The organism is Marinomonas sp. 5E14-1, from assembly GCF_039939215.1.
Classification (GTDB): Bacteria; Pseudomonadota; Gammaproteobacteria; order Pseudomonadales; family Marinomonadaceae; genus Marinomonas.
In genome coordinates, this window is sequence record NZ_JBDXMW010000010.1 from 41,833 (window position 1) to 56,171 (window position 14,339).

The window sequence follows — 14,339 nt, forward strand, 5'->3', positions numbered from 1 at the left end:
CGCATTTTTTATTTCTATATCGGATCTATTCTGATTTCATTTCATTCTGAACAAACAACTTTGCCTGAATAAACTCTGAATGAGGCATGAAAAGCAACTCACTGATTCTTCTGATTCGATGATCTTCATAAGCGTCAATATCATCGTCGGCTAAAGCGACACGCCACAAGGCTTTCAATAACTGCATTTTTTGCTCTAAAGTTGCAGTGTCATTAATGACCTTTGTGAATTGATATAAGTCATTCGCCTCTTCAACACCAGAACGCGCTTCTTCGTATAACAGTTCCACGTCATCACCAAGCTCACTGACCTCTCGAAGAAACTGTTTAACTTGTGCCTCTTCTTGCTCGTTTACCTCATGATCCGCCAGCATAACTTCCATTAGCAAAGCTGCAACTGCTTTTTGATAGGTTATTTGCTCACCCTGCTCTACAGGCATACTAAAAAGACTTTTTAACGCTTTAAACATCACTTCTCCAAAATGGTTTCACGTATTGCTTCAATTAAGATGTTAGGGAATTGGCGATAATCCAAATAAGGGCACCAAACACAGTTAAGAGTAAAAGCGGCAACATGCTTGTCTCCTACCTCTTGCGCCGAATCAAGAATAGGCAGTGCCTCTCGAAATGTATTCCCAACAATAAAAAATACACCTTTAACGTTCGTTAGCTGATCTATTGAAAAAGCGATCCCCACTTTTTTTAGCAAATCTTTATCTCGAAACTCACGCCATTCGCCGTAATTAGGCGAGGTTAATTTTGCCATTATAGTCAGAATTTTACGCCAATGGTTACCATTTAGTTCGATCAAATGATCCACATCGACCTGATGGGATAAAACAACATCGCTTTCGTTGGAAAGAATGGGCTTATTCGGTAAAAGAAAAACATACTCTGCTTCCTCTTTCGAAGCACCTATCCATAAATCACTCATTCAATCTCCTTGATGTTCTAAGATTACAGGGTACTTCCAATATTATCAGCCATTTAATAGGTAAATAGTGTGGAACTAAGCGCAATCAGAAATTATTTTCAAAATACATTAGCATTCTCTTATTTATACATTAGAATATACTCATATTATTTTTAGGAACTCAAAATGGACTCCATATTTAACCCTTTAGTTGGCGGATTACTGATTGGCTTAACCGCAACGCTATACCTTCTCACCATGGGAAAAGTGATCGGCATCAGCGGCATACTGTCACAATTCCTCTTTAGCAAAGAGCGTTTATTACCCTTCTTATTTATAGCGGGTCTTATCATTGGCGGTAGCGCGTACGGCTTATTAACTGAGCAAACGGTTGCTTTTCCTGAAACGAGAAGCCCAGCCCTACTGATAATTTCTGGATTACTCGTTGGTTATGGAACCCGACTTGGCGGAGGCTGCACCAGTGGTCACGGCGTTTGCGGTATATCACGATTATCCCCTCGCTCTATTGTCGCCACTCTTATATTTATGGTGACGGCCATTCTCACAGTCGCCATCGCGCATTAAGAAAAAACAAGGAAAACATCATGAATGCAATCATTACGCTCCTCGCAGGTTTGATATTTGGTTTAGGTTTGGCCTTTTCAGAAATGACGAACCCTGCTGTTGTTATTGGCTTTTTGGATATTTTTGGCGATTGGAACCCTTCTCTTATTATTGTAATGGCTAGTGCAATTTCTGTGGGTATGTTTGGTTATTTTCTCAAGAACAAACAACTACGACCTTTGATAGCCAGCAAATGGCAAGTTCCAGCCTTGCGCCAAATCGATTCAAAGTTAATTATTGGGTCAGCTCTTTTTGGTATTGGCTGGGGGTTGAGCGGCTACTGCCCAGGTCCTGGTTTAACGGCATTGGTAAATAATTTCAATGAAGACATATATTTTGTTAGCGCACTGATTATTGGCAGTGGTGCGCATTTTTTACAGACTAAAACGTTTCAAAAATAAAGCCCAAAAAAACACGCGAAAAAAGATACTTTAAACAATTTATTTTTTTGCAAAAAAATAAAAAATTCGCTTGACGTGAACTCCTCTTGACCTTAAATTGCGCCCGCGTCATTGCTGAACATAATCCGCACCGCTTCAACTGCTGCGCTAGTCGCTTAAGGCCATCACAAAGCCGGATAAGTAACAGCCATAAGTAGGACGGGAGAAGGTAAAGACGTTTACTTAAATTCGGTTTATGTTTATACAATGAGGAGTTACCTATGACTATCGATGTCAATGCTTTCTATACACCTGAACGCTTCGCTCGCTTCAAAGAATTTGCTTCAACGAAAGAAACACCTTTCGTTGTTATCGATACAGAAATCATCGATGAAGCTTATACAGAGGTCACAAAAGGCTTTCCTATTGCTGATATTTTCTATGCAATCAAAGCCAATCCAGCGGCAGAAGTTCTAACGCTACTGCGCGATCGTGGTTCTAACTTCGATGTTGCTTCTCGTTACGAACTGGATAAATTGTTCGCCATTGGCGGCGTGTCTCCAGATCGCGTTAGTTATGGCAACACGATTAAGAAGGCAAATGACGTACGTTATTTCTATGAGAAAGGCGTTCGCATGTTTGCAACAGACTCTGAAGCTGACTTGCGCAATATTGCGAAAGCAGCACCGGGATCTCGTGTGTATGTACGCATTTTAACGGAAGGTACGGTAACGGCTGACTGGCCGCTTTCTCGTAAATTTGGCTGCCGTCCAGACATGGCGATGGACCTTTTGATATTAGCAAAAGAACTGGGGTTGATTCCTTACGGTATCTCATTCCATGTAGGTTCACAGCAACGTGATATTGGCGCATGGGATGCTGCTATTGCTAGCGTAAAAGTGATTTTCGAGCGCTTAAAAGAAGAAGACGGTATTGAACTTCAAATGATCAATATGGGCGGCGGTTTCCCTGCTAACTATATTACTCGTACCAATGAGCTTTCTACTTACGCAGAAGAAATCACTCGTTTTTTGGAAGAAGATTTCGGCACACAATTACCACGCATCATTCTAGAGCCTGGTCGTTCTCTGATTTCTAACGCTGGAGTATTAGTAAGTGAAGTCGTATTGATTTCTCGTAAGTCTCATACAGCCTTGAACCGTTGGGTATTTACAGATGTGGGTAAATTCTCCGGCTTGATCGAAACATTAGACGAGTCAATTAAATACCCAATCCACGTAGAAAAAGGTGGAGAGCTAGAAGAAGTGATTATTGCAGGTCCAACTTGTGATAGTGCTGACATCATGTACGAAAACTATAAGTACGGATTGCCTCTTAATCTAGCCATTGGTGACCGCATGTATTGGTTATCAACAGGCGCCTACACTACGACATACAGTGCTGTAGAGTTTAACGGCTTCCCTCCCTTGGCATCTTATTACTTATAAACAGAGTAAAGTTCTTACAGTCAGCCTCAGAAGGAATTTCTGGGGCTTTTTTATTGGAAAAGAGCATCGCCTAAGCAATAATATAGGCTCACTAAAAAGGAGCTTTCATGACCTACTCCCTCAGCCAGTTGGTTATTTATCCAATCAAATCTATTCATGGGATTGCACTGCAAACCAGTCAAGTAGACAAAACAGGCCTTCAGGGCGATCGTCGCTATATGCTGGTAACACCTGATGGGGATTTCATCACAGGGCGAGAATATCCAACGCTCACGCTAATAAAAGCCAAACAACTTGATGATAATAGCTGGGTATTATCACACCCAAGCACTGATACTGAGCTGACACTCAACCAAGCCAATCTCTCAGACGACCATAAAGGTGTCGTAATCTGGGAAGAACATCTACAAGGTCAATTGGCGAAATCAGAAGTGAACACTTGGTTTAGCTCAATAATAGAAAAACCAGTAGAGCTCGTATTCTTTGGCAATAATTCGGAACGTTTTACCAGTCGAAAACCAGACTCTCCTGTTGCCTTTGCTGATGGCTACCCTTTTCTATTAACGACACAAGCCTCTCTTGACGAATTGAATGAAACTTGTCCCGAAGACATTAAGATGGCGCAATTTCGACCAAATCTTGTGATTGACGGAAACAAAGCTTTTGAAGAAGACAGTTGGAAGCGAATTAAAATTGGTGAAGTCGAATTTGAAAACGTCAAACCATGCGAACGCTGTATTTTCATAACATTCAATCCAGAAACAGCAGAACAATTGAAAAAAGGTGAGCCTTTAAAGGCTTTAGGGAAGTTCCGCACACGAAAAGGACAAGGGATTCATTTTGGTATTAACTTGGTGGCGCTGAACTCTGGTGTCATCAACCTTAATGATAAAGTTGAGATATTAGAATACCAAGAATTTGAGCCTTACAGAGACAGGCGCTAATCTCTTAACGTCTCCATACAGCAGTAATAAATATAAAAAAGGAAGACATACTGTCTTCCTTTTTTTGTCATTAACGACACATAAAATAAACCAATTATTTACTGTGCATCTAACTTTGCAAGGTACTCATCATAAGTACCGTGGAAGTCCACAATACCTTCACTTGTTACCTCAACAATGCGTGTCGCAAGAGAAGATACAAATTCACGGTCATGACTGACGAAAACCAGAGTGCCAGGATAATGTTCAAGCGCCAAGTTCAAAGCTTCGATCGATTCCATATCCATATGGTTTGTTGGCTCATCCATGACAAGTACGTTTGGCTTTTGTAGCATCAACTTACCGAACAACATGCGACCTTGCTCACCACCAGACAAAACTTTAACAGACTTTTTAATGTCATTTTGAGAGAACAATAAGCGACCAAGCGTTCCACGAATCACCTGTTCATCGTCTTCCTCTTTGCCCCACTGCCCCATCCATTCAATTAGATCGACATCTTTTTCAAATTCATGCGCGTGATCCTGAGCGTAGTAACCAATGTTGGCATTTTCAGACCACTTCACTTCACCTTTGGTTAATTCTGTATCGCCAACCAAACATTTAAGCAAAGTCGTTTTACCGATACCATTTGGCCCGATAACCGCAATGCGCTCGCCCACTTCCACCATCATATTCAAATTACTGAACAATTGCTCATCATAGGATTTCGCAACATTATCAACTTGTACTGCCAAACGGTGCAGCTTTTTCTCTTGTTCAAAGCGAATAAAAGGACTTTGACGACTCGAAGGTTTCACATCTTCAAGCTGGATTTTATCAATTTGTTTCGCACGAGAAGTGGCTTGCTTAGATTTTGAAGCGTTAGCAGAGAAACGGCTTACGAATGCTTTCAGTTCATTAATTTGCGCTTTCTTCTTAGCGTTATCCGCCAATAACCGTTCACGAGATTGAGTGGCCGCTGTCATGTACTCATCATAGTTACCAGAGAACAAACGCAACTCACCGTAGTCCAAATCGGCCATGTTCGTACAAACAGAGTTCAAAAAGTGACGGTCATGGGAAATGATGATCATGGTGCAGTTACGCTCAACCAAAACCCCCTCCAACCAACGAATTGTGTTGATATCCAAGTTGTTGGTTGGCTCGTCAAGAAGCAATATATCAGGATCAGAGAACAATGCTTGTGCTAACAATACACGTAGTTTAAGGCCTGGAGCGACTTCGCTCATCAGACCGTAATGCTGTTCAGTTGGGATACCAACACCTAGCAATAACTCTCCTGCACGAGAGTCTGCTGTATAGCCGTCCATCTCAGCGAATTCGGCTTCCAAATCCCCTGCGCGCAAGCCATCTTCTTCCGTCATTTCAAGGTTAGCGTAAATCGCATCCTTCTCTGACTTAATTGCCCAAAGTTCAGTGTGTCCCATGATAACGGTATCAATAACAGAATATTCTTCGTAAGCGAATTGATCCTGTTTCAATTTACCAAGGCGCTCATTTGGGTCTTTTGACACATTCCCTGAACTTGGTTCTAAATCACCACCAAGAATTTTCATGAAAGTGGATTTACCACATCCATTGGCACCGATAAGACCGTATCGCTTACCTTCACCAAATTTAACAGAGACATTTTCAAAAAGAGGTTTTGCACCAAATTGCATGGTGATGTTAGCGGTCGTTAACAAAGTATTCTTCCAATGATCATTAAGTAAATGTTTGCACTCCCAAGTGCCTAAATCAGAAACCTAAACAAACCAGTATGGGAGCAGCGTTTATGTGGTGCATTATCGCACAGTTTGACCCCATTCTTTAAGGGAGCAATGAACTTATTCCATAAAAAACTAACAAAGAAAGAAGGATTAACACAAGTGACTACCTTCTTGAATATCAAAAGAAAGCAGTTTCAATGGTTTAGAAATACGAATAATCGCCGATGACTTAATTAATATGTCACGAAATCGGTCTAAGCCGAAAATCCATTTTGGTGGAGAGCATAACAATGAAAACTGTTTTAGTAGAAGAAGCCCAGTTCGATTTATCCATTTCTCGATTAAAAGAAGGTTCTATCTTTGGTGCTTTATCAGAGCCTTCTGTCCAATATTTACTTGATGAAGGCATTTTAAAACACGCATACAAAGACGACGAAGTCTTTAGCTACGGTAGCAAAGGTGGAAATTTTAATATTGTTCTGCATGGCAGTTTGGCTTTTTATAAACACCACAACAATCAAAATACTCTGACGCGTACCATTCATTTTGGCGAAGTCATTGGCTTTGTTTCAATGATCGCATTACATGACCATGTTGGCAGTCTTTATGCCCAAGAAGAAAGTCTGCTATTAGAAATATCCAGTAATCTATTTAGCGACTTCCATGATAACTTCCCATTTGATTTCGGTATTTTATTGATGAACCTGTCCAGAGACATGGCTCGAACCATTCGAACCTTAAGTAATGCACTGGTAGAAAATAATGCCATTATTGAGAAGTAAGCTCAGGCAAAAAAAATGAGCAAGGACCAATAAAAGCGCTTACTCATTTTACTATTCTCATTCGAGCTGCTTTCATAGATGAAAGCTACTTTTCTGCAGCAACAACAGACACTTCAACAAGCAATTCAGGTCTTGCCATACGAGCTTCAACACAAGCGCGAGCTGGAGCAAAACCTTCAGGAACCCAAGTATCCCAAACGGCATTCATTGCAGCAAAGTCTTTCATATCACGAATATAAACCGTCGCAGATAAAATGTGCTCTTTACTAGAGCCCGCTTGTTCCAATAAAGCTTCTACTTTAGCCAACATAGTTTGAGTTTGTTCAGCAATGCCAGTATTAGCATCTGCACCTACTTGGCCACACAGATACACTGTACCGTTATGCTTCACAATACGACTCATCCGTTGACCAACTTCCATACGCTCAATAGTTGCCATAAAAACCTCTGTTCAATCGATTAAAAACAAAGTCAAATAATATCAGCACAAGAGAAAACTATTCCACTATAAAAAAAGATAGCCAGAATATAAAACCAGTAAAGCCTAAAACTCCAAACCTTGCTGAGCCTTAATCCCTCGCTTGAAGGCATGTTTCACTTCTTTGATTTCACTCACTGTATCTGCAAGCTCGACCAAAGCATCCGACGCGCCACGACCAGTTACAACCAAATGCTGATTTTCAGGTCGGTTCATCAATGCTTGTAAAACAGGGTCTTCATCAAGATATTCATAATGCAATAAGTAAGTCAGCTCATCTAACACAACTAGATCAATGCTAGGATCTAAGAGCATAGCGGCTGCTTTTTCCCAGGCTTGCTGCGAAGACGCTATATCAGACTCCCTGTTCTGCGTTTCCCACGTAAAGCCAGCCGGCATAATTTCCCATTGAATACCGTCTTGCTTCTTAAAGAAATCAATCTCGCCAGTATTCCATTCACCCTTTAGAAACTGTACAACACCAATTTTCATGCCATGCCCTAAAGCACGAGCAACCATACCCAACGCAGAACTAGATTTACCTTTTCCATTGCCGGTTAAAAGGACAAACGTGCCTTTGTCTTCTTGAGCTTTTGCAATGCGCTTATCTACATGAGACTTTATTTTCTGCATCCGTTCTTTATGGCGCTCTGGATCTTTAATCGCTTTTGACATAATAAATTCTTCTTAATGAAACGTGCCGTTAAATTCGATCATCTTCTGGATCGTAACCTAGGTTTGGCGCTAACCAACGTTCTGCATCGTCTTTGCTCATGCCTTTACGTTCAGCGTAATCATCAACTTGATCAGGTCCAATTTTGCCAACACCAAAGTAAGTTGCTTGAGGGTTAGCAAAATACCAACCACTCACAGCGGCCGTTGGTAACATGGCGTAGCTTTCCGTGATGTCCATATCGATATTCTTTTTCACATCAAGAAGCGTCCAGAGCTTGGCTTTCTCAGTATGATCAGGACAAGCTGGATACCCCGGAGCAGGACGAATACCTTGGTATTTTTCTTTGATTAGCTGCTCGTTGGTTAAATCTTCATCCTTAGCATATCCCCAAGTTTCCTTACGAACTTTCTCGTGCAAATATTCGGCCGTCGCTTCAGCAAGTCGGTCTGCTACCGCCTTGATCATAATAGAGTTGTAATCATCATGATCGGCTTCGTATTTAGCGACCAATGGGTCAATACCAAAGCCTGCAGCACAAGCAAATGCGCCCATATAATCTGGTACGCCACTGTCTTTCGGAGCAACAAAATCCGCTAAACTATGATTGTATTTACCCGGTGCAGTCAGCTCATTCTGAATACGAAGGAAAGACAACCGTTCGATCACTTCTGTACGAGATTCATCCGCATACAGCTCAATATCATCATGATTTACTTGGTTCGCAGGGAAAATCCCAACAACCGCTCGAGCTTGTAAGCATTTCGTCGCAATTACTTCATCTAGCATTGCCAATGCATCATTAAACACACGAGTCGCTTCAACACCAACAACGTCATCCGTCAAAATTCTTGGATAAGCACCCGCCAACTCCCAAGTTTGGAAGAAAGGCGTCCAGTCGATGTAGTTTTTAACCACTTCAAAATCAATGTCTTTTTCAGTAAAAACAGTCACGCCAGTTTTTTTCGGAGTGGTTATACCCGTAGTAAAATCGATAGGAGCTTTATTCAATCTTGCTTTATCTAAAGAAACACGACGACCAGCTTTTGCTCTGTCTTTGTGGCGAATACGAGTTTTTTCATAGTCCGCTTTGATCTCATCCACGAACTTTTGACGACGCTCAGAATCTTTGCTTAATAAAGCGCTTGCCACACCCACACTTCGAGATGCGTTAGTCACATGAACCACTTGGTTACGCTTATAGTTTTGCTCAACTTTCACAGCTGTGTGTGCCTTCGATGTTGTCGCACCACCAATCATGACAGGAATATCAAAGCCTTGGCGTTCCATCTCTTTGGCAACATGAACCATTTCATCCAAAGAAGGCGTGATCAAACCAGATAAACCAATGATATCTGCCCCTTCTTCCTTCGCGGTACGAAGGATTTTTTCTGCCGGAACCATGACACCTAAATCAATTACTTCAAAGTTATTACATTGCAAAACAACACCTACAATGTTTTTACCAATGTCATGCACATCGCCTTTCACTGTTGCCATGATGATCTTGCCATTGCTTGAAGAAGCCGTATCCAAATTACGGGCTTTTTCTTCTTCGATAAAAGGCATCAAATAGGCAACGGCTTTTTTCATCACACGGGCAGACTTCACCACTTGAGGAAGGAACATTTTACCTGAGCCGAACAAATCACCCACGATTCCCATCCCATCCATCAAAGGGCCTTCAATAACCTCTAGTGGACGATCATAAGCAAGTCGAGCTTCTTCCGTATCTTCATCAATAAACTCTGTGATGCCTTTCACCAAAGCATGGCTTAATCGTTCTGATACAGGAAGATTACGCCACTCTTGCGTTTCTTTTTCCGCCACTTCGCCAGTGCCCGCGAATTCAGCAGCCATACCCAGCAAGTTGTCGGTTGCGTCTGGCGTACGGTTTAACACAGCATCTTCAACTGCGTTTCTAAGTTTCGTAGGAATGTCTTCATACAAAGCCAACTGCCCTGCATTCACAATCCCCATTGTCATGCCTTGCTTAATCGCGTGATACAAAAACACAGCATGAATCGCTTCACGAACAGGGTTATTACCACGAAATGAGAAAGATACATTTGACACACCACCAGACACTTTTGCGTAAGGCAACTCACGAGTGATATCACCTGTTGCTTCAATGAAGTCCAACGCATAACGGTTGTGCTCTTCAATACCTGTGGCGATAGCGAAAATATTTGGGTCAAAAATAATGTCTTCTGGTGGGAAGCCAACTTCATCAACCAAGATATGGTAAGAACGGCGACAAATTTCAATTTTACGTTCACGAGTATCCGCCTGACCAACTTCGTCAAACGCCATCACGATCACAGCAGCGCCGTATTTCATAAGCGTACGAGCTTGCTCTCTGAACTTGTCTTCACCCTCTTTCATACTGATCGAGTTGACAACGCCTTTACCTTGAACCCACTTCAAACCCGCTTCAAGGATTTCCCATTTAGACGAATCCAACATGATTGGCACACGGGAAATATCAGGCTCCGAAGCAATCAGTTTTAAGAAACGCTCCATCGCTGCTTGGGAGTCCAACATGCCTTCGTCCATGTTGATATCGATAATCTGCGCACCGTTTTCAACTTGCTGACGAGCCACATCAAGCGCTGTATCAAAATCGCCCTCTTTAATGAGGCGTTTAAACATGGCTGAACCTGTCACGTTTGTACGTTCACCTACGTTCACAAACAAACTGTTTCCATCAATGTTAAATGGCTCAAGACCAGACAAACGACAGGCTTTTTCTATTTCAGGAATGACACGAGGTGCAGAGTCTTCAAAGGCGTTGGCAAAAGTTTGAATGTGTTCTGGTGTCGTACCACAGCAACCACCAACAATATTTAAAAAACCAGAGCTGACCCAGCCCTGAATTTCTTCAAGCATTTCTTCAGGTGACTCGTCATATTCACCAAACGCATTAGGTAAACCCGCATTTGGGTGAGCAGAAACGTGAACATCAGCAATGCGTGAAATTTCTTCAACATACTGACGCAATTCTTTTGGCCCTAACGCACAGTTTAAGCCAACAGATAAAGGTTTAGCGTGAGCAATAGAATTCCAGAAAGCTTCCGTCGTTTGACCTGATAAAGTACGACCAGAAGCGTCGGTAATGGTACCGGAAATCATGATTGGGTAACGCACACCGCTCTTTTCGAAATAATCCAATACTGCATAAATCGCCGCCTTGGCATTCAAGGTATCGAAGATAGTCTCAATTAAAATAAGATCAACACCGCCTTTGATCAAACCATCGACAGCGGTTGTGTAAGCTTCAACAAGCTCATCAAAATGAATGTTACGAAAGCCAGGGTCATTTACATCTGGCGATATAGTACAAGTACGGCTGGTTGGTCCAACGGCTCCGGCAACAAAGCGAGGCTTGCTTGGGTTCTGTTTCGTAAATTCGTCTGCCGCTTCACGAGCCAAACGAGCAGATTCAAAGTTCAACTCGTAACTCAACTCTTCCATGTGGTAATCCAGCATGGAGATATAATTGGCATTAAAGGTGTTTGTTTCAATAATGTCTGCGCCAGCGTCAAGGTAGCTAGCATGAATACTTTTGATAATTTGAGGCTGAGTCAGAGACAACAAATCGTTGTTGCCTTTTAAATCACTTTCCCAATCCGTAAAACGCTCGCCACGGTAATCTTGCTCTTCTAATTTGTACGCTTGAATCATGGTGCCCATAGCACCATCAAGGATCAATACATTTTCAGCTAAGCGTTTTTCAATAATAGAATACGAACCAGACTTCACCACAACCACTACCTCAAAAAAGAATATGCGAGTGTACTATACCGAAAAGCAATCAATTTGACGTTGAAAAAAAGTAATGTGGAATTGAATGATCCGAGAGATCAAGAAAACCCGCCATAACAACAGTTAAAGGCGCTATAACAAAGTTTACTTGTTGAAAAAGAATGGAACAAAACAGATTCTAAATTAAGTCGAAAAGCCTTAAAGCCTGTTTTTCTTTCTGTTATTCAAACGCCCTACAACAAAGCCGCCCAATAAACCGAGTAAAATCGCACCAGCCCAATAGCCGTATTTTTCAAACAAATTGGTGTTGATCAAGGATAAGGTCTCACTGCCTCGATACACTTGTCTCATAACGATTTGGTTTTGAAAGTTAATTTGTTGATTCACAATAAGGTTTAGTTGTGCGCTGGGTTTCTCATTTAACCCTGAAACGCGCCAGCGCCATTGCAATACGCCAGACTGAATAGCCGCACTGGTCACTGGCTCACTAATCATTTGAATCGCGCTATCGGTAACCAATTCCGCGAGATAGGTTTGCCCAGATAACGAAGGTTGCACCCGTGCTGTCACGATAATTTCAAAGGTATCATACAATGCAATTTCATTCGGAAGCTGCCAACCTACATCCAGCAAGCGAGTGCTCATTTGCTCTTGTAATCCGTCCATGGCAGCGGCCATTAAAATGCCGCTGTTTTCTTGGGCATTTAAGGCTTCTCTCAAACCATTCAACCTTTCAAGCAGCGGATTTGGCGCAGACTGGCTTGCTGACAAAGCATTTTCAGCGGCATTAATTTGATCCGTCAAAAGCGCGTTTCTTTGTTGGGCCTCAGCTAGCTTTTCATCCAAGTCTTGCCAACGAGATTCATAGTCTTGGCTCTCATTCAAAGCCGATTTTAACAATGAAATCTCGCTTTGATATTCTGCGATGGCAGTTTTTTGCTCTTCTATTTGAGCTTGCAGCTTGGCAATTTCAAGATCTTTATCGGCCGTATCTAGGATGACAGGTTGCTCTACTTCTTCAACAGTAGAAATTGAGTCATTCAATGACTGATATTGGCTTAGCATACGTTGGTGCTGTGTACGCAACTCTATTAGCGACTCACCTAATGCTTGGTTTTCTTGCTTCAACTCTCCCAACTGCACTCGGACACTTTTATTTTCGTGTTCTAATTGAGTGCTTTTTTCCTCAAGAGCACGGTTTTCGTTTTCCAATTCATTAATGCGATATTTCAATAAATCGTTGTCTAGGTTCAAGGCAGAAAACTGTATTTCCAATTCTTCTCTGGATTGCTTCTGCGCTTCTAACTCCTGCAAGGTATCTGCGTTAGAAGACGACATTTGTAAAGCTGCAATGGTGGCGTCTTTTTCGTCTAAAGATTGATTCAGGCTTGCAAGTTGAGTGTCGTTATCAGCGATCCGTTGTTGTAGAGATTCGATCAAAGCGTCATTCTGGTTTTGTAACGCAATAGAAGACTCAGGAGACTCCCCTACCATTTCGATATTTTGCTGAGACGAGGTACTGCACGCTGACACCAACAGGCTCAATGCAAATGGAACTAAACTCTTTATATTTATTTTCATTTCTCGCTCCTGAAACAACTCAAGGTCGACGATAAGCTACCTTCTCTTATGCCAGACTTGCCTTTCAATTGCAAAGAAACAGTAAAGATTATTACGCAAGAAAGCACCGCCAAGACATAAAAAAAAGCCCTTAAGAAAACACTTGAAGGCTTTAGTATGTACTCAAGATTGATTGACCATAAGCATCTGGTTGGTGATTTTTTATGGTGTTTGCAAGGGGAATAGTACATAAGGACAGTAAAACACTAAATTCAGGACACACTGAACTAAGTCACGATCATCGCAAGTGAATTTTTATATAGGTTCTTAGGGTGCCTGTGCCAGTAAGCTCCCCATAGGTAGATATATAACAAAGGCAACAATGAAGAACATTATAAGTCCAATTATTCCGGCTAACAGAGCTCGCCAATTTGAATAGAAACTCAACTCTTCACTATCGGTAATATCTTGTTTATTAAACTGAAAATTTTTAATAATATATCTCGCAGAAATAGCAGGAAATATAGAAATAAAAAAATTAAAAACATTACTTTTCAATAGAGGAGACAATAAAACCATCATAAAAATAAAAATGATACCAAATATAACTGCCTTTCTAGCTAAACTTGTTTCTTCTAATACTTTGAAATTTTTATATATAAAATAAATTAAAGTCAATGGCCCTGAGAAGAACCCTATAACAAGAGCTTGATTTGATGAGTACAATTTCTTTTTTGTCATAATAGGAAAGATTCTTTCAATTAAAATATATAAAAAAACGACTTAATGAAATTAAAAAACTACTTAAATATAGATAATACCATTTCATTTAATATAGACTTCACATACATTACATTAAAAGACACAGAAAGTAAAATATATATAACTATAAGAAAACTGATAATAAATACATAAAAACGAAAAAATGGTCTTTCCAGTGAAATAGAAAATCCACGTAATCTCATCTCTTCTTTAAATATATATTTATACACATTTATCCCAAAATTATGATAAAGTATAAAAACAAATATACTTTGCAATAAAGTTATATCACCCTGCTT

General features: G+C 41.0%; 13 protein-coding genes. 5 read left to right on the forward strand and 8 right to left on the reverse strand.

Annotated features, from left to right (window positions below; genetic code table 11):
* Positions 1 to 25 precede the first annotated feature (25 nt).
* Together ABFY09_RS10495 and ABFY09_RS10500 are read right to left on the reverse strand one after the other, a co-directional pair.
* Positions 26 to 469 (reverse strand): TerB family tellurite resistance protein, encoded by a 444-nt coding sequence (locus tag ABFY09_RS10495; RefSeq protein WP_347984270.1) that lies wholly within the window; start codon positions 467 to 469, stop codon positions 26 to 28.
* On the reverse strand, positions 469 to 933 hold the full coding sequence (locus ABFY09_RS10500; RefSeq protein ID WP_347984271.1) for a hypothetical protein: 465 nt from the start codon (positions 931 to 933) through the stop codon (positions 469 to 471). The genes ABFY09_RS10495 and ABFY09_RS10500 overlap by 1 nt, the downstream gene beginning before the upstream one ends.
* Before the next feature lie 165 nt (positions 934 to 1,098).
* On the opposite strand from ABFY09_RS10500, the gene ABFY09_RS10505 reads away from it, so the two are divergent.
* The 4 genes from ABFY09_RS10505 (at position 1,099) to ABFY09_RS10520 (ending at position 4,308) form a co-directional block, all read left to right on the forward strand.
* Complete coding sequence (locus ABFY09_RS10505; protein ID WP_347984272.1) at positions 1,099 to 1,497, forward strand: YeeE/YedE family protein; 399 nt, start codon at positions 1,099 to 1,101, stop codon at positions 1,495 to 1,497.
* A 20-nt stretch (positions 1,498 to 1,517) separates the two neighbouring features.
* Entirely contained in the window at positions 1,518 to 1,937 is a 420-nt protein-coding gene (locus tag ABFY09_RS10510) for a DUF6691 family protein (protein ID WP_347984273.1), read from the forward strand.
* 260 nt (positions 1,938 to 2,197) lie between these two features.
* The gene (locus ABFY09_RS10515; protein WP_347984274.1) at positions 2,198 to 3,364 is read left to right on the forward strand and encodes a type III PLP-dependent enzyme; all 1,167 of its coding nucleotides are present in this window, start codon (positions 2,198 to 2,200) and stop codon (positions 3,362 to 3,364) included.
* Positions 3,365 to 3,471: 107 nt separating this feature from the next.
* Positions 3,472 to 4,308 (forward strand): MOSC domain-containing protein, encoded by an 837-nt coding sequence (locus ABFY09_RS10520; protein ID WP_347984275.1) that lies wholly within the window; start codon positions 3,472 to 3,474, stop codon positions 4,306 to 4,308.
* A 98-nt stretch (positions 4,309 to 4,406) separates the two neighbouring features.
* On the opposite strand, the gene ABFY09_RS10525 is transcribed toward ABFY09_RS10520, so the two are convergent.
* The gene (locus ABFY09_RS10525; RefSeq protein ID WP_347984276.1) at positions 4,407 to 5,996 is read right to left on the reverse strand and encodes an ABC-F family ATPase; all 1,590 of its coding nucleotides are present in this window, start codon (positions 5,994 to 5,996) and stop codon (positions 4,407 to 4,409) included.
* 314 nt (positions 5,997 to 6,310) lie between these two features.
* Here ABFY09_RS10525 and ABFY09_RS10530 point away from each other — a divergent pair, with 314 nt between their 5' ends.
* Positions 6,311 to 6,802, forward strand: coding sequence for a cyclic nucleotide-binding domain-containing protein (locus ABFY09_RS10530; protein ID WP_347984277.1), 492 nt, complete (start codon positions 6,311 to 6,313; stop codon positions 6,800 to 6,802).
* A gap of 85 nt (positions 6,803 to 6,887) precedes the next feature.
* On the opposite strand, the gene ABFY09_RS10535 is transcribed toward ABFY09_RS10530, so the two are convergent.
* The 5 genes from ABFY09_RS10535 to ABFY09_RS10555 all read right to left on the reverse strand — a co-directional run bounded on the left by ABFY09_RS10535 (position 6,888) and on the right by ABFY09_RS10555 (position 14,019).
* A complete protein-coding gene (locus ABFY09_RS10535; RefSeq protein WP_347984278.1) occupies positions 6,888 to 7,241 on the reverse strand; it encodes a RidA family protein in 354 nt (117 codons plus the stop codon).
* 105 nt (positions 7,242 to 7,346) lie between these two features.
* Positions 7,347 to 7,955, reverse strand: a complete 609-nt coding sequence (cobO, locus tag ABFY09_RS10540) for a cob(I)yrinic acid a,c-diamide adenosyltransferase (protein ID WP_347984279.1) — start codon at positions 7,953 to 7,955, stop codon at positions 7,347 to 7,349.
* Between the two features lie 28 nt (positions 7,956 to 7,983).
* Positions 7,984 to 11,718: a methionine synthase gene (metH, locus tag ABFY09_RS10545; RefSeq protein WP_347984280.1), complete on the reverse strand. Its 3,735-nt coding sequence runs from the start codon at positions 11,716 to 11,718 to the stop codon at positions 7,984 to 7,986.
* Between the two features lie 198 nt (positions 11,719 to 11,916).
* Positions 11,917 to 13,299, reverse strand: a complete 1,383-nt coding sequence (locus ABFY09_RS10550) for a hypothetical protein (RefSeq protein ID WP_347984281.1) — start codon at positions 13,297 to 13,299, stop codon at positions 11,917 to 11,919.
* 306 nt (positions 13,300 to 13,605) lie between these two features.
* A complete protein-coding gene (locus ABFY09_RS10555) occupies positions 13,606 to 14,019 on the reverse strand; it encodes a hypothetical protein (RefSeq protein WP_347984282.1) in 414 nt (137 codons plus the stop codon).
* Positions 14,020 to 14,339 lie beyond the last annotated feature (320 nt).

Coding starts and splice junctions, on each gene's coding strand:
- ABFY09_RS10555 (WP_347984282.1), bottom strand. CDS start 14,019: ATGACAAAAAAGAAATTGTACTCATCAAATCAAGCTCTTGTTATAGGG.
- ABFY09_RS10515 (WP_347984274.1), top strand. CDS start 2,198: ATGACTATCGATGTCAATGCTTTCTATACACCTGAACGCTTCGCTCGC.
- ABFY09_RS10550 (WP_347984281.1), bottom strand. CDS start 13,299: ATGAAAATAAATATAAAGAGTTTAGTTCCATTTGCATTGAGCCTGTTG.
- ABFY09_RS10520 (WP_347984275.1), top strand. CDS start 3,472: ATGACCTACTCCCTCAGCCAGTTGGTTATTTATCCAATCAAATCTATT.
- ABFY09_RS10495 (WP_347984270.1), bottom strand. CDS start 469: ATGTTTAAAGCGTTAAAAAGTCTTTTTAGTATGCCTGTAGAGCAGGGT.
- ABFY09_RS10510 (WP_347984273.1), top strand. CDS start 1,518: ATGAATGCAATCATTACGCTCCTCGCAGGTTTGATATTTGGTTTAGGT.
- ABFY09_RS10500 (WP_347984271.1), bottom strand. CDS start 933: ATGAGTGATTTATGGATAGGTGCTTCGAAAGAGGAAGCAGAGTATGTT.
- ABFY09_RS10535 (WP_347984278.1), bottom strand. CDS start 7,241: ATGGCAACTATTGAGCGTATGGAAGTTGGTCAACGGATGAGTCGTATT.
- ABFY09_RS10505 (WP_347984272.1), top strand. CDS start 1,099: ATGGACTCCATATTTAACCCTTTAGTTGGCGGATTACTGATTGGCTTA.
- ABFY09_RS10530 (WP_347984277.1), top strand. CDS start 6,311: ATGAAAACTGTTTTAGTAGAAGAAGCCCAGTTCGATTTATCCATTTCT.
- cobO (WP_347984279.1), bottom strand. CDS start 7,955: ATGTCAAAAGCGATTAAAGATCCAGAGCGCCATAAAGAACGGATGCAG.